We start from the raw sequence: 19,914 nt of genomic DNA, 5'->3' as shown, positions 1-19,914 counted from the left end.
CCGTGGCTGTTCCGAAGCGGAAGATGTCGCGCAGCAACACGCGCCACCGCCGGTCGCAGTGGAAGGCTGCGGTCCCCGTCCTGGTTTCGTGTGAGCGTTGCCAGGAGCCGAAGCTGCAGCACATCGCGTGCCCCAGCTGTGGCACCTACAACAAGCGCCAGGTCCTCGCGGTCTGAGCGGCTGGTGAGAGGCCCGATGTCTGAGCTGTCCAATGCCAAGAAGCAGGCAGACACCATCAACACAGCCTCGTCCCACACGCTTCTGGAAGGGCGGCTCGGCTATCGGCTGGAGTCCGCCCTTCTAGTGCGTGCACTGACCCACCGCTCGTACGCCTACGAGAACGGCGGCCTGCCCACCAATGAGCGGCTGGAGTTCCTCGGCGACTCGGTGCTGGGCCTGGTGGTCACCGACACCCTCTATCGCATCCACCCCGACCTGCCGGAAGGCCAGCTGGCGAAGCTGCGGGCCGCGGTGGTCAACTCGCGTGCGCTGGCGGGCGTCGGCCGCGGTCTTGACCTCGGGGCGTTCATCCGGCTCGGCCGGGGCGAAGAGGGCACAGGTGGCCGGGACAAGGCGTCCATCCTTGCCGACACCCTAGAAGCGGTGATCGGTGCGGTCTATCTCGACCAGGGGCTCGAAGCCGCGTCGGAGCTGGTGCACCGACTCTTCGACCCGCTGATCGAAGAGTCCTCGAACCTCGGTGCCGGCCTGGACTGGAAGACCAGTCTCCAGGAGCTCACCGCGGCCGAGGGGCTCGGGGTGCCGGAGTACCTCGTCTCGGAGACGGGGCCGGACCACGAGAAGACCTTCACTGCTGCTGCCCGCGTCGGTGGTGTCTCGTACGGCACCGGCACCGGCCGCAGCAAGAAGGAGGCGGAGCAGCAGGCTGCTGAATCCGCTTGGCGGGAGATCCGCGCCGCCGCTGATCAGCGCCTCGCCGATCAGAAGGCCGGAAGCACGCCGACCGTTGAAAGCTCTCCGGCTGACGACGGCGAAGCGGACGACCCGTCCGCAGAGCCCACCGGCTCGGCTGATCCCGCGTCCTCCACCGACACCGATCGGGCGACGGCCTGACCCGTCACACCACGGTCGTTCGAGACCCCTCGCGCCTTAGGGAGCGAGGGGTCTCGGCGTCTTTCACCTGGCATTGAGCGGTACGCTGCGCACATCAGCAGTGAGCGACTTCCGTGGTCGTGAGCATGTCCCGAAGGAGCCCCGTGCCCGAGCTGCCCGAGGTAGAAGTCGTACGCCGCGGACTGCAGCGCTGGGTCAGCGGACGCACGATCGCCGAGGTGCGAGTTCTCCACCCCCGGGCGGTGCGGCGCCATCTCGCGGGTGCCGAAGACTTTGCGTCGCAGCTCAAGGGACACAGCGTGGGGATCGCGCGGCGACGCGGCAAATACCTATGGCTGCCCCTGGCCGACACCGATTCCTCCGTGCTCGGCCATCTCGGCATGAGCGGGCAACTGCTGGTCCAACCCGAGGACGCGGCGGACGAGAAGCACCTGAGGATACGGATCCGCTTCGCGGACACCCTCGGCACGGAACTCCGCTTCGTCGACCAGCGCACCTTCGGTGGACTCTCCCTCCACGACAACACCCCCGACGGCCTGCCCGACGTCATCGCCCACATCGCCCGTGACCCCCTCGATCCGGCGTTCGACGACGATGCCTTCCTCGCCGCGCTCAAGCTGCGCCGCACCACCGTGAAACGGGCCCTCCTCGACCAGTCCTTGATCAGCGGAGTCGGCAACATCTACGCCGATGAGGCCCTGTGGCGGGCACGATTGCACTACGAGCGGCCGACGGCCGGCATCAGCAGGGCCCGCTCGACCGAGCTGCTCGGCCATGTCCGAGACGTGATGAACGCGGCCCTGGCGGTCGGGGGCACGAGCTTCGACAGCCTCTACGTCAATGTGAACGGCGAATCCGGCTACTTCGACCGGTCCCTCGATGCGTACGGCCGGGAGGATCTGCCCTGCCGGCGCTGTGGGACCGCGATGCGTCGTCGGCCGTGGATGAATCGCTCCAGCTACTTCTGCCCCCGCTGCCAGCGCCCGCCGAGGCCCGTCCGCCCGGCGGTGTGAACCGCGCCCGTGCGCTCACCCCGATCCTGCGCGGAGAACCAACCTTCCAGCGGGCCGTGGCCAGAAGGCGGCACAGCACGCCCAAAGCCCTTCGCGAGATGCGAAGGGCTCGGGGACGAAGCGGTCCCTGGGTGAGGGGACGCGGGGCAGGGGAGGGTGCGGGCTCAGAAGCCGAAGTTCTGGGTCCACCACGGGCCGCCGTCGCCCATGTGGACGCCGACACCAAGCCGGGTGTAGTCGCAGTTCAGGATGTTCGCCCGGTGGCCGTCGCTGTTCATCCATGAGTTCATCACCGCACCGGCGTCGGCCTGGCCGCGGGCGATGTTCTCGCCGCCCAACTTCGGGACGCCCGCCTGCTCGGCGCGGTCCCAGGGGGAATCGCCGTCCGGGTCGGTGTGGTCGAAGAAGCCGCGCGTGGCCATGTCCGTGCTGAAGTCCCCCGCGAGCTTCGCCAGCGCAGGATCGAAGCGCAGCGGCTGGCAGCCGACCTTGGCCCGCTCCTCGTTCACCAGTGCAAGCACCTCGGACTCGACCGCGGCCTCCGCGGACGGCGAAGGACTTCTCGGGGTCGGCACCGGCGCCGGACGGGTCGCCGAGCGGTCGGACTCCCGCTGCTTCGGCCGGGTGGGTGTCGCGGGCCGCTCCTTCTCCTTTGTGCGCTCCGGAGCCTTGGTCTGCTCGGTCGGCTTGGTCGAAGGCTTGCGCGGGGGCGTGGCCGAGGGGGTCGTCGACGGCGTCCGCGGGGTGGCGGACGGCGATTGTGACGCGCTCTCCGTCGGGGTGGCCCCGGCTCCCGAGTCGCCCTGCGTCTGCCATTCCGCCGAGGCGTCGGCGCGCACCTGACTGCCGGAGTCACGATCGCCCACGGTGAAGACGTCGCCGCCCGGCAGCAGGCCGGACGCTACGGCCGCGGCACCCACCGCCATGGCAGCGGAGGCGCCGAGCAGCCCAGTGCGCACGGGCCTCGTACCCGTACGCGCGGCGGAGCGTCGATGGCGTCCCATTCTGCGATGCCTTCCTCGTTGAACGACGTGTTCGATGGTGGGGAGACCCTGCCCAATACCGGTCTGGATACCGGTGGACAGTGGAGACGCTCCCCCGAACGGGTGACCGTCATTGCGACCGGACTGTACGCCATGAGAGGTCGATGAGAAGTGCTTCGCAAGCAATTCAGCGATTACCGTGCAGTCATGAATGATGCGGCACGGCTCACCGCTTGGGTACGCGGTCGAGTACAGGGAGTAGGGTTTCGCTGGTTCACCAGGGCAAATGCTCTGGAAATCGGCGGGCTCAGTGGTTTCGCCCTCAATCTCGACGACGGCAGGGTGCAGATCGTCGCTGAGGGGCCGCGTGAGAATTGCCACCGTCTCCTGGACTGGCTCCGATCCGACGACACACCCGGGCGTGTGGACGGAGTCACTGAGATCTGGGACACGCCCCGCGGTGGCTATGACGGCTTCGCGATCCGCTGAACCGGTGCCATTCCCGGGCTCTCGCGATGGACTCCAGCGAGGTGGCGGAAGCCGGCCAGATGAGAAAACAGGCTGGTGGTTGCCTTATGGGGGTGCTCGTGCCAGGCTGCCCGGGTAAGGAAGATCTCCACGCCCCCAGGGCCCCGGAGCGGACAGTGCGCCGGCCGTCGCCGTGCCGCCAGTCCCCGGGTCTGCCCGGTCCGCGGGCTGTGATCGTGTTGACCGTCAAACTTTTTGGTGAGACTCTGGAATCCCCGCGCACCTCAGCTGTTTGGCAGTAAGAAACGCAGCGAGATCGGTACTACACAGCACTGTCGAGCACCGCGGGTGCGAATCCCTCACGACCCACACCGCATCGGTCGGTCACTCATTGTGGAGGACCATCCATCATGGCAAAGGCGCTTCTCGGTTACGTCGGCGGTTCCGACCCGCGACTCCTCGCCGAGATGCGACGGCTTCAGCAGCGCGTTCAAGATCTTGAATCCGAGCTGGTAAGGATTCAGACCGAGAACGACGCACTCAGCGCTGCCGTCGCTCAGCACCCCGGAGAGTCGCTGCTTGACGGCATCGACATCGACGTACCCCGGGCGGAGCCCGCGCTCACCTGAGCGGGCGTTCGCCGGAGAATCATCGCGCAAGATGTGCAAGGGACGCCCTCGGCGTCCCTTCTTTCTTTCCCCCAAGCCATCCCCAAGCCGTCCCCAAGCCTTTGAGCCTTCCCTCTCACGTCAGATCTGCCCCTCACCTTCCTCGGTGAAACCGAACCGGGCAGGCGATGACAGGCCCGAGGGGGTATCTTCCCGACGCTCCGGACGAATCGAAAGGTAGAGTCCGGATGTGTGCACCTCAAGGCCATGACCCTGCGCGGTTTCAAATCCTTCGCGTCCGCGACCACCCTGCGGTTCGAGCCCGGCATCACCTGTGTCGTGGGCCCGAACGGTTCTGGCAAGTCCAATGTGGTCGACGCGCTTTCCTGGGTGATGGGTGAGCAGGGAGCGAAATCACTGCGTGGCGGGAAGATGGAGGACGTCATCTTCGCCGGCACCACGGGTCGGCCGCCGCTCGGTCGGGCCGAGGTGTCCCTCACGATCGACAATTCCGACGGCGCATTGCCCATTGACTATGCCGAAGTCACCCTTACGCGGATTATGTTCCGCCACGGTGGTAGCGAGTATCAGATCAATGGGGATACCTGCCGCCTTCTCGACATTCAGGAACTGCTCTCCGATTCCGGTATTGGTCGGGAGATGCACGTGATCGTCGGGCAAGGTCAACTCGACTCCGTACTGCATGCCGACCCGATGGGGCGCCGGGCCTTTATCGAGGAAGCGGCGGGAGTGCTCAAACACCGCAAGCGCAAGGAAAAGGCGTTGCGGAAACTCGACGCCATGCGGGCGAACCTCGCCCGGGTGCAGGACCTCACCGATGAACTGCGCCGTCAGCTCAAGCCCTTGGGCCGCCAAGCGGCGGTCGCCCGGCGGGCCGCGGTGATCCAGGCCGATCTGCGCGATGCCCGGCTGCGGCTGCTCGCGGACGATCTCGTGGCGCTGCGGGATGCGCTGAGCTCGGAGATCGCGGACGAGGCAGCGCTCAAGGAACGCAAGGACGGCGCGGAGGCCGAACTGAAGGCCGCGCTCGCCCGTGAGGCGGACCTGGAGGACGAGGTGAGGCGGCTCGCCCCTCGACTCCAGCGGGCCCAGCAGAGCTGGTACGAGCTCTCGCAGCTCGCCGAGCGGGTGCGTGGCACGGTCTCCCTCGCCGATGCTCGGGTCACCAGCGCGAGTGCCCAACCGGTGGACGAACGGCGCGGCCGGGACCCGGAGGACATGGAGCGCGAGGCGGCGAGGATTCGCGAACAGGAAGCAGAGCTGTCCGCCGCCCTGGAAGCGGCGGAGCACGCGCTGGAGGACACGGTCACCCACCGCGCCCAGCTGGAGCGCGAACTGGCCGCTGAAGAGCGCCGTCTCAAGGACGCCGCCCGGGCCATCGCCGACCACCGCGAGGGCCTGGCCCGACTGCACGGCCAGGTGAACGCAGCCCGCAGCAGGGCATCGGCGGCCCAGTCGGAGATCGACCGGCTGACCACGGCCCGGGACGAGGCCCAGGAGCGGGCGATCATCGCCCAGGAGGAGTACGAGAACCTCAGGGCCGAAGTTGACGACCTTGCGGCGGGTGACGACGAACTCTCCCGGCGCCATGACACCGCCCGCGCGGAACTCACCGCTGCGGACGCAGCACTGAGCACGGCCCGGGACGAACTCACCGCCGCCGAACGGGAACGTGCGGCCGTCACCGCACGTCGTGATGCCCTTGCGCTCGGACTGCGGCGCAAGGACGGCACCGGCGCCCTTCTGGCGGCGAAGGGGCAGCTGAGCGGATTGCTCGGCACTGCTTCCGAACTGCTCACCGTCTCCCCGGGCCATGAGGTGGCGGTGGCGGCGGCCCTCGGCGCCGCGGCGGACGCCGTGGCCGTCACCAACCCGACCACCGCCGCCGAGGCCCTGCGCCTGCTGCGCAAGACGGATGCCGGACGGGCGGCCATCGTCCTGGCCGGCGCCCCCGAGCCCGACGCCGGCCAGGACCAAGGAAACCCCACCCCCTACGGCCATGAGCCGACCGGTGCGGACCGCAGCGGTGGACCCGTACGGCCTTGGGGATCGCACGGGGACGAAGGGGCGCGCGACGGAAGGGCACCCGTCCGGGCCGTGGATCTCGTACGCGGCCCCGAGGAGCTGATGCCAGCGGTGCGGCGACTCCTGCGCGACACCGTCGTCGTCGAGTCCCTGGCGGATGCCGAGAATCTGATCCGGGCCCGCCCCCAGCTCACCGCCGTGACCGCTGAAGGCGATGTGTTCGGTGCGCACTTCGCCCAGGGCGGGTCCGCCGGGGCGCCGAGCCTGCTGGAGGTGCAGGCGTCCGTCGACGAAGCAGATGCTGAGCTGCGCGAACTGGAGCTGAGCTGCGCCGGGCTGGTCACGGCGCAGCAGCGGGCCGTGGAACGTCGTGGCGCGTGCGTGTCGCTGGTGGACGAACTGGGCGAGCGTCGACGGGCCGCCGAACGTGAGAAGTCTGCGGTCTCGGGCCGGTTGGGGACCCTCGCCGGACAGGCGCGTGCCGCCGCAGGCGAGGCGGAACGGACCGTCGCCGCCGTGGCCAGGGCCGAGGAGGCGTTGGAGCGGTCACGCACCGAAGCCGCAGAACTCTCCGAACGCCTGCTCGTGGCGCAGGAGAGCGCGCCCTTCGGCCAGGACGAATCCGAGCCCGACACCCATCGACGCGACCGGCTAGCCGCGGACGGTGCCAACGCCCGCCAGACCGAGATGGAAGCCCGACTCCAACTGCGTACCCACGAGGAACGGGTCAAGGGGCTCGCCGGGCGGGCCGATGCACTCGACCGGGGCGCCCGTGCGGAGCGTGAGGCGAGAGCCAGGGCCGAGCAGCGGCGCAACCGGCTGCGCCACGAGGCTTCCGTGGCCGCGGCCGTTGCGGCAGGTGCCCGCCAGGTGCTCGCCCACGCCGAGGTCTCGTTGGTGCGGGTGGAGAGGGAGCGGGCCGCCGCCGAGGGGGCGAAGGCGGAGCGCGAGCGCGAGCTGACCGCCGCCCGCACCCGGGGGCGTGAACTCAAGGGCGAACTCGACAAGCTCACCGACTCCGTCCACCGCGGCGAAGTGCTCGGAGCCGAGAAGCGGCTGCGGATCGAACAGTTGGAGACCCGGGCGCTGGAGGAGCTGGGGGTGGAGCCCGCGGGGCTGATCGCGGAGTACGGCCCGGACCAGCTCGTACCGCCTTCCCTGCCCGCCGAGGGGGAGGAACTGCCCGATGACCCCGAGCACCCGCGCCACCAGGCGAGGCCCTTCGTCCGGGGCGAACAGGAGAAGCGCCTGAAGTCGGCGGAGCGGGCCTATCAACAGCTCGGCAAGGTGAATCCGCTCGCGCTGGAGGAGTTCTCCGCGCTGGAGGAGCGCCACCAGTTCCTCTCCGAGCAGCTCGAAGACCTCAAGAAGACCCGCACCGACCTCCTCCAGGTGGTGAAGGAGGTCGACGAGCGCGTCGAACAGGTCTTCAGCGAGGCGTTCAGGGACACCGCCCGGGAGTTCGAAGGTGTGTTCTCACGGCTGTTCCCCGGCGGTGAGGGACGGTTGATCCTGACCGACCCCGACAACATGCTCACCTCCGGGGTGGACGTGGAAGCCAGGCCACCGGGCAAGAAGGTCAAGCGCCTTTCGCTGCTCTCCGGCGGGGAGCGCTCACTGACCGCGGTGGCGATGCTGGTGTCCATCTTCAAGGCCCGGCCGAGCCCCTTCTACGTCATGGACGAGGTCGAGGCCGCTCTCGACGACACCAACCTCCAGCGACTGATCCGGATCATGCAGGAGCTCCAGGAGTCTTCGCAGCTCATCGTGATCACTCACCAGAAGCGGACGATGGAGGTCGCCGACGCGTTGTACGGGGTCTCCATGCAGGGCGACGGCGTCTCCAAGGTCATCAGCCAGCGGCTGCGCTGATCGACGCCGCTCGGCGATGACCTGTCGTCAGGCGGACGGTCCGTGTTGAGCGGAGCCCTCGGTGGGCGCGGCCTGTGTCAGGCGTTCGGCCCATGCCCGGTGGTGGCTCAGGGGCGGCCGTGCCCCACTGGAAGGGCTCGCCCCCGCCTGTTGGACGGCCCGCGGTCACCTGGCCCCCGTGCATCCCGATGTTTTCGGGGAACACGTGGACCGCCAGGAGCCCCACGCCCCAGGAGTACATGTGACCAGCACCGCACAGCCACCGCCTTCGGGGGCCCGTGACGCGCACCCCGAGCACCTCGGCCACGTCATCTTCATCACGGCCTCAGCCGCCATGGGCGGATTCCTCTTCGGCTATGACAGCTCGGTCATCAATGGCGCGGTCGAAGCGATCCGTGACCGCTACGAGATCGGTTCGGGTGAGTTGGCCCAGGTCATCGCCATCGCCCTGATCGGCTGTGCGATCGGTGCCGCCACCGCCGGCCGGATCGCCGACCGCATCGGTCGCATCCTGTGCATGCGGATCGCCGCCGTCCTCTTCACCGCCAGCGCCATCGGCTCAGCCCTGCCCTTCGCCCTCTGGGACCTGGCGATGTGGCGCATCATCGGTGGCTTCGCCATCGGCATGGCATCGGTCATCGGCCCGGCGTACATCGCGGAGGTCTCGCCCCCCGCCTACCGCGGTCGGCTCGCCTCCTTCCAGCAGGCCGCCATCGTCATCGGCATCGCGGTCTCGCAGTTGGTCAACTTCGGCATCCTCCAGATCGCCGACGGCGACCAGCGAGGGGAGATCGGCGGCCTCGAAGCCTGGCAGTGGATGCTCGGTGTGATGGTCGTCCCGGCCGTGCTGTACGGGCTGTTGTCCTTCGCGATCCCCGAGTCCCCGCGCTATCTGATCTCCGTCGGCAAGGTCGACCGCGCCAAGAAGGTGCTGGCCGAAGTCGAGGGCGAGCACATCGACCTCGACGCCCGGGCCACCGAGATCGACCTGGCGATGAAGCGCGAGCACAAGTCCACCTTCAAGGACCTGCTCGGCTCCCGCTTCGGCTTCCTGCCGATCGTCTGGGTCGGCATCGGACTGTCCGTCTTCCAACAACTGGTCGGCATCAACGTCGCGTTCTACTACTCGTCCACGCTCTGGCAGTCCGTCGGCATCGATCCGACGAGTTCCTTCTTCTACTCGTTCACCACGTCGATCGTGAACATCATCGGCACCGTGATCGCGATGCTGTTCGTGGACCGGATCGGGCGCAGGCCGCTGGCCCTCATCGGTTCCGCCGGCATGGCGGTCGCCCTCGCCTTCGAAGCCTGGGCGTTCTCGGCGGACCTCGTGGACGGCAAGCTCCCCTCCACCGAGGGCACGGTCGCCCTCGTCGCCGCCCATGTCTTCGTCCTCTTCTTCGCGCTCTCCTGGGGTGTAGTGGTCTGGGTCTTCCTGGGCGAGATGTTCCCCAACCGCATCCGCGCCGCAGCCCTGGGCGTCGCCGCTTCCGCCCAGTGGATCGCCAACTGGGCCATCACGGCGAGCTTCCCGAGCCTGTCGGACTGGAACCTCTCCGGCACGTACGTCATCTACGCGTCCTTCGCGGTCCTCTCGATCCCCTTCGTGCTGCTGTTCGTCAAGGAGACCAAGGGCAAGGCGTTGGAGGAGATGGGCTGAGGCTCGTTCCCGGTTGCTTCCCATGAGTTGCTCAGGGACTACGGGGTGTCCGCTGCCGGCCGTAGCCGGAGCGGGCACCCCGTACCCCGAGAATTACTGACGGAGCCTCAGAACTCGTCCGTGGTGTGGGGGAGCAGTTCCGTACGGGCCGCCGTGTCCCAGGCGCGCGCCGCACCCGCGGTGTGTTCGCGCACCAGACCCGCCCGGACCAGTTCGCCGGCGCCCTGGTCGCCCAGATAGCACGCCGCCAGTTCCCGTACGTCGAACGTGAGGTCCGCGGGGGCATCGGTGGGGGAGACCTCCGCCCGCCCCCCGGCCCCGACCGTGACCCGGTACCGCCCCGCGTTGTCCGGCAGCCCGTCGTCCGTCACATCCAGCACCAGATCCACCGGAGCGGACCAGGTCCGTCCCTGGAGGGCCGCCGCCACGTCCACGAGCCTCAGCCAGAGCGCCGGGAACTCCTGGGTCACCCGCGCCCGGTCGCGGTCGGCGGCGAAACGCAGCAGGGGGTCGTCCAGCGGACGCCCCCATGCGCGGACCTTGTCCGCCAGGTCGATCGAGGCCACGTACCGCCAGAGTGCGGCGGCGACGGCCGGCGACTCGGCCTCCAGCTCCCGCAGATGTACGGTGCCCCGGCCCTCGTCGTCGGTGAGGGTGCGGTAGATGACATAACCCGCTGGCGGCTGCCCGGGGTCCCCGATGGTGACCACCCGGGGCGGACTGAAGTCGTCGTTCTCCTCGTCCTCATCGGGCAGGATGTGCGTACGCCACCAGAAGTCGTCCCTGGCCACCCGACCCGCCCGCTCGGTGCGGGCCGCGGAGTGCCGAGCGCCGATCACGCTCGGCGCGTCCTGCGGGGAGACCAGCCGCAGCGGCCTGCCGTCGGGAGTGATCCGCAGCTCCAGGGGAGTGTCCGCATCGATCTCCACGGTGTACGAACGGGTCGCCGGCTCAAAACCGAAGCGGCCGTAGATGCCCGTCTCCGACACCCACAGGGCGGCCAGCGGTTGGCCGTCGGCGGCACACCGCCGCCATAGCTCGGCGAGCATCCCGCTGAGCACACCACGACGGCGGTGCGTCGGCGCCACCGAGACGAAGGTCACCCCCGCGCACGGCAGCTCCGAGCCCGGCACCGAGAGGTCCAGCCGGTGGGCGGCGAGCAGGCCGACGAGCTCACCCCCCTCGTACGCCCCGATGCGGTCGCAGCGCTCCAGGATCTCCCGGTGCAGCTTGCGCACCTCGTCCTCGCAGTTCTTCCCCAGGAACACGAGGTAGTGGAGATCCAGGGCGCGATCGAGGTGCGCCTCTGGGATGGTCCGATACTCCAAGTCGGTCATGGACGGACGCTAACCCGCGCTCGGCGGACAGTCATCCGGGTTTTTCGCGACTTCCGGGGCCGGTGCAGTTCCGGTGCCGGGAACCCCGAGGGGGCAGCTCCGACACGGGCCGAGGCGCGCTGTGGCGGCGTGGGCGACGGCCTTCCACGGGGCGTGACCGATACTGGGGACGTTATGGAAATCGTCATCCTTGCTGTAGTCATCGCCCTGGTCGCCGTCGGTGCGATCAGCGGGCTCGTGATCGGCAGCCGCAAGAAGAAGCAGCTGCCGCCATCGGCCCCGCCGTCCGCGCCGACCATCACCGCTCCGCCCGCCGAGCCGCACGTCGGCGACGAGGCGGAGACACCGCGGGAAGAACCGCGCCGCACGATCGAAGAGGTCGACCTCCCCGCAGCCGACGAGGCCACCACCTCCCCGGTCGCCGTCGAGGACCCGGTGGTCGCCGCCCCCGAGATCGAGGTCCCGGCCCCCACGGCCGGCCGACTGATCCGACTGCGTTCCCGACTGGCCCGCTCGCAGAACTCCCTGGGCAAGGGCCTGCTCACCCTGTTGTCCCGCGAGCACCTCGACGAGGACACCTGGGAGGAGATCGAGGAGACCCTCCTGATCGCCGACGTCGGTGTCGCACCGACGCAGGAGCTGGTGGGACGGCTGCGCGAGCGGGTGCGGGTGCTGGGCACCCGTACCCCCGAGGAGCTGCGCGCCCTGCTGCGGGAGGAACTGCTCACCCTCGTCGGCACCGACTTCGACCGTCAGGTCAAGACCGAGAGCGGTCTGGACACGCCCGGTGTGGTCATGGTCGTCGGGGTCAACGGCACCGGAAAGACCACCACCACCGGAAAGCTCGCCCGTGTGCTCGTCGCGGACGGCCGTTCGGTCGTCCTCGGGGCGGCGGACACCTTCCGCGCCGCGGCGGCCGACCAGCTCCAGACCTGGGGCGATCGCGTCGGAGCGCGGACCGTCCGGGGTCCCGAGGGCGGCGACCCGGCGTCGATCGCCTTCGACGCGGTCAAGGAGGGCATCGCCGAGGGCGCCGATGTGGTGCTGATCGACACGGCGGGCCGCCTTCACACCAAGACCGGGCTGATGGACGAGCTGGGCAAGGTCAAGCGCGTCGTGGAGAAGCACGGCCCGCTGGACGAGGTGCTGCTGGTACTCGATGCCACCACCGGGCAGAACGGCCTGGTACAGGCGCGGGTCTTCGCGGAGGTCGTCGACATCACCGGCATCGTGCTGACCAAGCTGGACGGCACCGCCAAGGGCGGCATCGTCGTGGCGGTCCAGCGGGAGCTGGGCGTACCGGTCAAGCTGGTCGGTCTCGGCGAGGGAGCGGACGACCTCGCCCCCTTCGAGCCGGAGGCGTTCGTCGACGCGTTGATCGGCGACTGATCCGGCCTCGCCGCTCTGAGCGGCCGGCCGGGCGAAGTGGCCCGCGGGCTCGTCGCGAACGACGGGAGAGTGCCCGGCGCATGCTCAGCGCATGCGACCGGGCACTCCTGCGTCTCGGCCGGGCCGGTACAGGACACGCCCCGATGGACGATCGGGCGCAGGCCCCCACGACGGAGGAGCAGTGCCCCGGCGACCCTGATGGGATCCACGGCGGCGGGCACCCGCCGTCTGCCCTCGTCGACGCCCCGGGACAACGCGCCTAGATCGTCGAGCGATGGCAGATGTACGCCAGGGTGCCCAGGAGGAGTCGGGCCTCGGGGGGCGCCGTGGAGGTCGAGAGGGCGCCCGTGCCCTCCTCGCCGTCCGTGTCGTCGCTCTGGTACGCCATGTCGAGGGTCGGTGGTCGAAGCCAGCTCACCTGCCCGAGGCCGCCGCGATCGGATGGCGGAGCGGTGATGTGGTCGCCCGGTCCCAGACAGTGCAGATCCAGATCCGCATCGTCCCAGCCCATCCGGTACAGCAGTTCGGGGAGGTCGCCCGCAGCGCCCGGCGCCACGAAGAACTGGCACCGTCCGTCGGGGGTCATCGAGACCGGGCCGAGCGGCAGCCCCATGCGTTCGAGTCGCACCAGCGCCCGGCGGCCCGCGGAGGCGGCGACATCGAGGATGTCGAAGGTCCGGCCGACGGGGAGGAGCAGGGTTGCGCCGGGCACCTTGGACCAGGCCCGGGACACCTCGTCGAGCGTCGCGCCCGCGGGGATCTCCGCGGCGTGGGGGAGCGGGTGCGCCCCCGGAGCGATGCAGTCCGATGCGCCGCAGGAGCAGACGCCATCGGTCGCCCGGGCCCCGGGTACCACGGTCCAGCCCCACAGCCCTGTGTACTCAGCCACCACGGTGCACTCTGCGGTGCGGCCACGGCGTCGTGAGCCGGACCGGATGTCTCGGATCCCGCGGCTACTGCCGATCGTGAAGCCCATGCCCCCTCCAACGGGTCGTGCTCGCCGGTGGTTACGACCCGAAGTCTCCTCGTAACACAGCGTCGCCATCAGTGATGTTCGGGTGGCTTGTGGTGGCGCGAGGGGGAGTGCGCATGGTTCTGCACGCCTGCCCGGACACCGCTCCGCCGCCTCCTGGTCGTTGTCTGTCAAGTGAATCGCGCCCAACGTGGCGGCAGTTCATTCAAAGGGGTGGCGAATGGTGGCGTTTGTGGAATCGCGCTCGCGTGAGGGGTGATCGTAGGATTACTTTGAGTGTGCTGACCCTGGAGTTGTGCGGACCCATGGGCATGTCGCGACCCGTCCCGGGGATTCGTTTCCTTGTTCGGCGGGTGCCTCCTCCATGCAAACCGCCCCAACTCACGGCATTCTGGTAAGGGTTGGAGCTTCGGGGCATGACGGATGGGGGCGTTCCAGTGGACGGCAGCGGCGCCGGGGCAAGTTCCGGCAAGCGCCCGAACGAGCGGCTGAGCTCATGGTTCGTGCGCAGCGGTTGGTCCAAGGGAGAGCTGGCGCGTCAGGTGAACCGACGCGCCCGTCAGCTCGGCGCACTGCACATCAGCACCGACACCTCGCGCGTCAGGCGCTGGCTCGACGGAGAACAGCCCCGCGAGCCCATCCCACGCATCCTTTCCGAGCTCTTCTCGGAGCGCTTTGGCAGCGTTGTCGGGATCGAGGACCTCGGGCTGCGCTCGGCCCACCAGTCCCCTTCAGTCTCGGGCGTTGACCTGCCGTGGGCGGGGCCGCAGACGGTCGCTCTGCTCAGCGAGTTCTCCCGCAGCGATCTGATGCTCGCCCGCCGCGGCTTCCTCGGCAGCTCCCTCGCACTGGCCGCCGGCCCCTCCCTCGTGGAACCGATGCAGCGCTGGCTCGTCCCGGCCCCCGGCTCCGAGCCGCCCAAGCCGCCCGCGGCCACCACCGGTGCCAAGACCTCCCGCCTCTCCGGCCCCGAGCTCGATTTACTTGAGGCGACCACGGCGATGTTCCGTCAGTGGGACGCCCAGTGCGGCGGTGGGCTGCGGCGCAAGGCAGTCGTCGGCCAACTCCACGAGGTCACCGATCTGCTCCAGGAGTCGCACCCCGAAGCCACCGCGCGACGACTGTTCACCTGCGCCGCCGAACTGGCCGAGCTCGCCGGCTGGATGAGTTACGACGTCGGCCTCCAGCCCACCGCACAGAAGTACTTCGTCCTCGCCCTGCACGCCGCGAAGGAAGCGGGCGACAAGCCCCTGGGCTCCTACATCCTGTCCTCGATGAGCCGGCAGATGATCCACCTCGGGCGTCCCGACGACGCCCTGGAGCTGATCCACCTCGCCCAGTACGGCAGCCGGGACTGCGCCACGCCCCGGACCCAGTCGATGCTGTACGCCATGGAGGCCCGCGCCTACGCCAACATGGGCCAGCCCAGCAAGTGCAAGCGGGCCGTCCGCATGGCCGAGGACACCTTCGCCGACATCGAGTTCGACCATGAACCGGAACCTGACTGGATCCAGTTCTTCTCCGAAGCCGAACTCAACGGCGAGAACGCCCACTCCTACCGCGATCTGGCGTACGTGGCAGGGCGCAGCCCCACCTATGCCTCACTCGCCGAGCCGATCATGGCCCGCGCCGTCTCACTCTTCCGTGACGACACCGTCCACCAGCGCTCCTACGCGCTCAACCTGATCGGCATGGCCACCGTCCATCTGCTGAAGCGGGAGCCGGAGCAGGCCACCGGCCTTGCCTCCCAGGCGCTCACCGTCGCCAAGCGGGTCCGCTCGGAGCGGGTCAACACCCGACTGCGCAAGACCGTCGACACCGCGGCCCGGGACTTCGGCCATGTCGCCGAGGTGGTCCACTTCACCGATCTCCTCACCGCGCAGCTCCCCGAGACGGCGGAGGCGGTCTGACCCGCGCCCCGGGCTCTCCCCCTCCCGCGCGCCCTCACACCCCGGTCGCGACGGCCGCCCCGACAACTCCGACTCGGCTCCCCCGTGCCTGGTCGATCGGGCGGCGTCGCGACCGGTTCCTCGTCCCGGGCACGACAGGGGCGTTCACCGTGGCGTAACACACCCCATCTCATCGTCACCGCGGCGAAACATCGGGTGGCATCGGTGGAAACCGCACCCGGCCACTGTCTGGCGCATAACCACCGGCCCGCCGCCGAACCGTTCCGGCGCTGCCCGCACGCCGCACGAGGCCGCACGACGACGAGGAGACGCCGATGCCCCCTGGCATCTCGACGCTTGCCGCAGAAACACCGGCACTCTCAGCCGCCAACACCGGCTTCCTGCTGATCTGCTCCGCCCTGGTCATGCTGATGACCCCCGGCCTCGCCTTCTTCTACGGAGGCATGGTCCGCGTCAAATCCACCCTCAACATGCTGATGATGAGCTTCATCAGCCTCGGCATCGTCACCATCCTGTGGGTGCTCTACGGCTTCAGCCTCGCCTTCGGCACCGACACCGGCTCCTTGATCGGATGGTCGTCCGAGTACGTCGGGCTCAGCGGTATCGGCCTCACCGAGCTCTGGGACGGCTACACGATCCCGGTCTACGTCTTCGCCGTCTTCCAGCTCATGTTCGCCGTCATCACCCCCGCCCTGATCAGTGGTGCGCTCGCGGACCGGGTCAAGTTCAGTGCCTGGGCCCTGTTCATCGCCCTGTGGGCCACCGTCGTCTACTTCCCCGTCGCCCACTGGGTGTGGGGCTCCGGCGGCTGGCTCTTCGAGATGGGGGTCATCGACTTCGCGGGCGGTACCGCCGTCCACATCAACGCCGGAGCCGCGGCCCTCGGCGTGATCCTCGTCATCGGAAAGCGCATCGGCTTCAAGAAGGACCCGATGCGTCCGCACAGCCTGCCCCTCGTGATGCTGGGCGCGGCCCTCCTGTGGTTCGGCTGGTTCGGCTTCAACGCCGGTTCGTGGCTGGGCAACGACGACGGCGTCGGCGCGGTGATGTTCGTCAACACCCAGGTCGCCACGGCCGCCGCCATGCTCGCCTGGTTGGCGTACGAGAAGATCCGGCACGGCGCCTGCACCACGCTCGGCGCGGCCTCCGGAGCGGTCGCGGGACTCGTCGCGATCACCCCCGCCGGCGGCTCGTGCTCGCCGCTGGGCGCCATCGCCATCGGTGCCATCGCGGGAGTCCTGTGCGCCATGGCCGTCGGACTCAAGTTCAAGCTCGGCTACGACGACTCGCTCGACGTCATCGGCGTCCACCTCGTCGGCGGTGTCATCGGCTCCCTCCTCGTGGGCTTCTTCGCCACCGGAGGCGTGCAGTCCGACGTCAAGGGACTCTTCTACGGCGGCGGGCTGGAGCAATTGGGCAAGCAGGCCATCGGTGTCTTCTCCGTACTGGCCTACTCTCTGGTCGTCTCCGCCCTGCTCGCCTTCCTCCTCGACCGGACGATGGGCATGCGGGTCGACGAGGACACCGAGATCTCCGGAATCGACCAGGTCGAGCACGCCGAATCCGCGTACGACTTCAGCGGCGCCGGCGGTGGCACGGCTTCCCGCAAGCCCCTGGCCGTACCCACCGAGGTCATCACCGCGACCCAGAACAAGAAGGTGGACGCATGAAGCTCATCACGGCCGTCGTGAAGCCACATCGGCTCGACGAGATCAAGGAGGCGCTCTCCGCCTTCGGGGTCCAGGGGCTCACCGTCACCGAAGCCAGTGGATACGGCCGGCAGCGGGGACACACCGAGGTCTACCGGGGTGCCGAGTACACCGTCGACCTGGTGCCCAAGATCCGTATCGAGGTCCTGGCCGAGGACGATGACGCCGAACAGCTCATCGACGTCATCGTCAAGGCCGCCCGCACCAACAAGATCGGCGACGGAAAGGTGTGGAGCGTCCCGGTCGAGACCGCGGTCAGGGTGCGCACCGGCGAACGCGGCCCGGACGCGCTCTAGGACTGGCCCGTGATCCACCGCGGATCAACGGGACAGCCCTGAGCAGGAAAGAACAGCGAGAAAGGCCGAACGGGTGTCGAGCACGGTAGTGAGCACCGAAACGGAAGACTCGGGACCCCGTGGCTACGCGGCGGCCCGGCTGCACCTCCTCAACGACGGGGAGCAGACCGGGCCGGCGCGCCGCGCCGCCCTCGCCGCACTCACCGACCAGTGGCTCGCCGCCCTCTTCCGCTCCGCCTGCCGCGCCACCGGCATCCACACCGCCGCACTCGTGGCCACCGGTGGCTACGGCCGTGGCGAACTCTCCCCCCGCAGCGACCTCGACCTGCTGCTCCTCCACGACGGCAGCGCGGACCGCGGCGCCCTCGCCGCCCTCGCGGACCGCCTCTGGTACCCCGTCTGGGACCTCGGGCTCGCCCTCGACCACTCCGTCCGCACCCCCGGCCAGGCGCTCAAGACGGCGGCCGACGACCTCAAGGTCCAACTCGGCCTCCTGGACGCCCGGGCGGTCGCAGGAGAACTCGGACTGGTCGCCGCCCTGCGCACAGCCGTCCTCGCCGACTGGCGCAACCGGGCTCCGAGCCGGCTGCCGGCGCTCCATGAACTCGGCCGTGAACGTGCCGAGCGCCAGGGCGAACTGCGCTACCTCCTCGAACCCGACCTCAAGGAGGCCCGCGGCGGGCTGCGCGACTCCACCGCCCTGCGCGCCGTCGCCGCCTCCTGGATCGCCGACGCACCCCGTCGGGGCCTCGACCGGGCCCGCCGCACCCTCCTCGACACCCGCGACGCCCTCCATCTGACCACCGGACGCGCCACCGACCGGCTCGCACTCCAGGAACAGGACCAGGTCGCCGCTGCACTCGGCCTCCTGGACGCGGACACGCTGCTGCGCCAGGTGTACGAAGCTGCCCAGACGATGTCGTACGCCAGCGATGTCACCTGGCGCGAGGTGCACCGGGTGCTGGGGGCCAGGAGCACCCGCCCCCGGCTGCGGCCCCGGCGACGCACGGAACCCGAGCGGACCCCGCTGGCCGAAGGGGTCGTCGAACAGGACGGGGAAGCCGTCCTCGCCCGAACCGTCCGGCCCGATCGTGACCCCGTACTCCCCCTGCGGGCCGCAGCAGCCGCCGCCCAGGCCGGTCTGCCGCTCTCCCCGCACGCGGCCCGCCGCCTCGCCGCCGAGTGCCCGCCGCTCCCACTGCCCTGGCCCGCCCAGGCGCGGGAGGAGTTCATCACCCTGCTGGGCGCGGGGGAGTCCGCCGTACCGGTCTGGGAGGCGCTGGACGCCGAGGGCCTGATCACCCGGCTCCTGCCCGACTGGGAACGCGTCCGCTGCCGCCCCCAGCGCAACGCCGTCCACACCTGGACCGTCGACCGCCATCTCGTGGAGACCGCTGTTCGGGCCTCGGCGCTCGCCCGCAGCGTCGGCCGCCCCGATCTCCTGCTGATCGCCGCGCTCCTCCATGACATCGGCAAGGGCTGGCCGGGCGATCACTCGACGGTCGGCGCCACCATCGCCCGGGACATGGCTCTCCGGATCGGTTTCGACCGAGCGGACGCCGAGATCGTCGCCACGCTCGTGCGACACCATCTCCTGCTCGTGCAGACCGCCACCCGACGCGATCTGGCGGACCCGGCTACCGTGCGCTCGGTGGCCGGGGCCGTCGGCTCCACCACCGTCCTGGAACTGCTCCACGCCCTGACCGAGGCCGATGCGCTGGCCACAGGACCTGCGGCCTGGTCCGGCTGGCGCGGCCTCCTGGTCGCCGATCTCGCCGCCAGGGTGGCCGAGGCGCTCGTCGGCACGGGCGGGGCCGAGCGCCCGGCACCCACCGCGCTCACGGCCGACCACGAACGCCTCGCCGTCGAGGCACTGCGCACCGGTGGCCCCGTCCTCTCCCTGACGGCCCAGGCCGAACCCGGCTCGGTGGCCTCGCCCGAAGACGAACCGGAACCCGTCGGCGCGCAGTTGTCGATCGCGCTCCCCGACCGGCCGGGAATCCTGCCGGCGGTCGCCGGGCTGCTGGCACTGCACCGGCTCACGGTCCGATCCGCAGAACTGAGGACGGTGGGGCCGCCGCCCGCTGGAGGCGAGCAGAGCGCGCTCGTCCTGGCCTGGCGGGTCGCGGCGGCGTACGGCTCGCTGCCCCAAGCGGCCCGGCTGCGCAGCGATCTCGTACGGGTCCTCCAGGGACAGCTGGACATCGCGGCCAGGCTGGCCGAACGTGAGGCCGCCTATCCGCGCAGACGAGGAGCGGGGGCGCCGCCCCCGCGGGTGAGGGTCGTCCCCGCCGCTTCCCACCACGCGACGGTGATCGAGGTCAGGGCCCAGGACGCCCCGGGGCTGCTCCATCGCATCGGACTCGCGTTCGACGAAGGGGGCGAGGGAGGCGTACGGGTGCGCAGTGCCCATGTGTCCACCCTGGGCGCGAACGCCGTGGACGCCTTCTACGTCACCGATCTGACCGGCCGCCCGCTGGCGGCGTCCGCAGCCGCCGAACTCGCGCGCTCCATCGAGCGGCAACTCGGCTGAGTCCGGCCCGCCCCCGAGCCCGGACCGGGGTGGCCGGGCCCGT

The 19,914-nt window shown here is 69.9% G+C and carries 15 protein-coding genes; 12 read left to right on the top strand and 3 right to left on the bottom strand.

The annotated features are described in order from the left end of the window. The first annotated feature begins 2 nt into the window (after nt 1-2). The 3 genes from rpmF to mutM all read left to right on the top strand — a co-directional run bounded on the left by rpmF (nt 3) and on the right by mutM (nt 2,087). Nucleotides 3-176, top strand: a complete 174-nt coding sequence (gene rpmF / locus ACFXJL_RS00610; protein WP_250923301.1) for a 50S ribosomal protein L32 — start codon at nt 3-5, stop codon at nt 174-176. 19 nt (nt 177-195) lie between these two features. Then, nucleotides 196-1,074 (top strand): ribonuclease III, encoded by an 879-nt coding sequence (gene rnc / locus ACFXJL_RS00605; RefSeq protein ID WP_384639916.1) that lies wholly within the window; start codon nt 196-198, stop codon nt 1,072-1,074. 143 nt (nt 1,075-1,217) lie between these two features. Then, nucleotides 1,218-2,087 (top strand): bifunctional DNA-formamidopyrimidine glycosylase/DNA-(apurinic or apyrimidinic site) lyase, encoded by an 870-nt coding sequence (gene mutM, locus ACFXJL_RS00600; protein ID WP_329023711.1) that lies wholly within the window; start codon nt 1,218-1,220, stop codon nt 2,085-2,087. A gap of 164 nt (nt 2,088-2,251) precedes the next feature. On the opposite strand, the gene ACFXJL_RS00595 is transcribed toward mutM, so the two are convergent. Then, nucleotides 2,252-3,091 carry a CAP domain-containing protein gene (locus ACFXJL_RS00595; RefSeq protein WP_384688068.1) on the bottom strand — a complete coding sequence of 280 codons (840 nt, stop codon included), beginning with the start codon at nt 3,089-3,091 and terminating at the stop codon, nt 2,252-2,254. A gap of 186 nt (nt 3,092-3,277) precedes the next feature. Here ACFXJL_RS00595 and ACFXJL_RS00590 point away from each other — a divergent pair, with 186 nt between their 5' ends. The 4 genes from ACFXJL_RS00590 (at nt 3,278) to ACFXJL_RS00575 (ending at nt 9,724) form a co-directional block, all read left to right on the top strand. Continuing rightward, complete coding sequence (locus tag ACFXJL_RS00590; protein WP_358878713.1) at nt 3,278-3,559, top strand: acylphosphatase; 282 nt, start codon at nt 3,278-3,280, stop codon at nt 3,557-3,559. Nucleotides 3,560-3,948: 389 nt separating this feature from the next. Continuing rightward, nucleotides 3,949-4,167: a hypothetical protein gene (locus tag ACFXJL_RS00585; protein WP_329023716.1), complete on the top strand. Its 219-nt coding sequence runs from the start codon at nt 3,949-3,951 to the stop codon at nt 4,165-4,167. A gap of 231 nt (nt 4,168-4,398) precedes the next feature. Further along, entirely contained in the window at nt 4,399-8,064 is a 3,666-nt protein-coding gene (locus ACFXJL_RS00580; RefSeq protein WP_384688064.1) for an AAA family ATPase, read from the top strand. 241 nt (nt 8,065-8,305) lie between these two features. After that, nucleotides 8,306-9,724: a sugar porter family MFS transporter gene (locus ACFXJL_RS00575; protein WP_358878711.1), complete on the top strand. Its 1,419-nt coding sequence runs from the start codon at nt 8,306-8,308 to the stop codon at nt 9,722-9,724. Between the two features lie 107 nt (nt 9,725-9,831). On the opposite strand, the gene ACFXJL_RS00570 is transcribed toward ACFXJL_RS00575, so the two are convergent. After that, nucleotides 9,832-11,061, bottom strand: coding sequence for a GNAT family N-acetyltransferase (locus ACFXJL_RS00570; protein WP_384688062.1), 1,230 nt, complete (start codon nt 11,059-11,061; stop codon nt 9,832-9,834). Between the two features lie 174 nt (nt 11,062-11,235). Between ACFXJL_RS00570 and ftsY the strand changes: the two genes are divergently transcribed. Further along, nucleotides 11,236-12,450 (top strand): signal recognition particle-docking protein FtsY, encoded by a 1,215-nt coding sequence (gene ftsY / locus ACFXJL_RS00565; RefSeq protein ID WP_384639905.1) that lies wholly within the window; start codon nt 11,236-11,238, stop codon nt 12,448-12,450. 259 nt (nt 12,451-12,709) lie between these two features. Here the strand turns inward: ftsY and ACFXJL_RS00560 are convergent, their stop codons facing one another. After that, a complete protein-coding gene (locus ACFXJL_RS00560; protein WP_329023726.1) occupies nt 12,710-13,426 on the bottom strand; it encodes a bifunctional DNA primase/polymerase in 717 nt (238 codons plus the stop codon). 434 nt (nt 13,427-13,860) lie between these two features. Between ACFXJL_RS00560 and ACFXJL_RS00555 the strand changes: the two genes are divergently transcribed. From ACFXJL_RS00555 to ACFXJL_RS00540, 4 genes are all read left to right on the top strand, one after another. Then, nucleotides 13,861-15,333, top strand: a complete 1,473-nt coding sequence (locus tag ACFXJL_RS00555; protein ID WP_358878750.1) for a hypothetical protein — start codon at nt 13,861-13,863, stop codon at nt 15,331-15,333. Nucleotides 15,334-15,647: 314 nt separating this feature from the next. Beyond that, complete coding sequence (locus ACFXJL_RS00550; RefSeq protein ID WP_384639902.1) at nt 15,648-17,003, top strand: ammonium transporter; 1,356 nt, start codon at nt 15,648-15,650, stop codon at nt 17,001-17,003. Continuing rightward, nucleotides 17,000-17,338 carry a P-II family nitrogen regulator gene (locus ACFXJL_RS00545; protein ID WP_329023729.1) on the top strand — a complete coding sequence of 113 codons (339 nt, stop codon included), beginning with the start codon at nt 17,000-17,002 and terminating at the stop codon, nt 17,336-17,338. The genes ACFXJL_RS00550 and ACFXJL_RS00545 overlap by 4 nt, the downstream gene beginning before the upstream one ends. A gap of 73 nt (nt 17,339-17,411) precedes the next feature. Beyond that, entirely contained in the window at nt 17,412-19,871 is a 2,460-nt protein-coding gene (locus ACFXJL_RS00540; protein WP_384688058.1) for a [protein-PII] uridylyltransferase, read from the top strand. Nucleotides 19,872-19,914: the final 43 nt, after the last annotated feature.

The sequence above is a fragment of the Streptomyces sp. NPDC059256 genome (assembly GCF_042753785.1).
GTDB lineage: Bacteria > Actinomycetota > Actinomycetes > Streptomycetales > Streptomycetaceae > Streptomyces.
The sequence above is the reverse complement of the archived record's forward strand: the minus strand, read 5'-3'. Positions and strand labels throughout refer to the sequence as shown.

Excerpts from the sequence above, each read along its gene's own strand:
- rnc (WP_384639916.1), top strand. The coding sequence starts at position 196 with ATGTCTGAGCTGTCCAATGCCAAGAAGCAGGCAGACACCATCAACACA.
- ACFXJL_RS00595 (WP_384688068.1), bottom strand. The coding sequence starts at position 3,091 with ATGGGACGCCATCGACGCTCCGCCGCGCGTACGGGTACGAGGCCCGTG.
- ACFXJL_RS00590 (WP_358878713.1), top strand. The coding sequence starts at position 3,278 with ATGAATGATGCGGCACGGCTCACCGCTTGGGTACGCGGTCGAGTACAG.
- ACFXJL_RS00585 (WP_329023716.1), top strand. The coding sequence starts at position 3,949 with ATGGCAAAGGCGCTTCTCGGTTACGTCGGCGGTTCCGACCCGCGACTC.
- ACFXJL_RS00570 (WP_384688062.1), bottom strand. The coding sequence starts at position 11,061 with ATGACCGACTTGGAGTATCGGACCATCCCAGAGGCGCACCTCGATCGC.
- ftsY (WP_384639905.1), top strand. The coding sequence starts at position 11,236 with ATGGAAATCGTCATCCTTGCTGTAGTCATCGCCCTGGTCGCCGTCGGT.
- ACFXJL_RS00560 (WP_329023726.1), bottom strand. The coding sequence starts at position 13,426 with ATGGGCTTCACGATCGGCAGTAGCCGCGGGATCCGAGACATCCGGTCC.
- ACFXJL_RS00550 (WP_384639902.1), top strand. The coding sequence starts at position 15,648 with ATGCCCCCTGGCATCTCGACGCTTGCCGCAGAAACACCGGCACTCTCA.
- ACFXJL_RS00545 (WP_329023729.1), top strand. The coding sequence starts at position 17,000 with ATGAAGCTCATCACGGCCGTCGTGAAGCCACATCGGCTCGACGAGATC.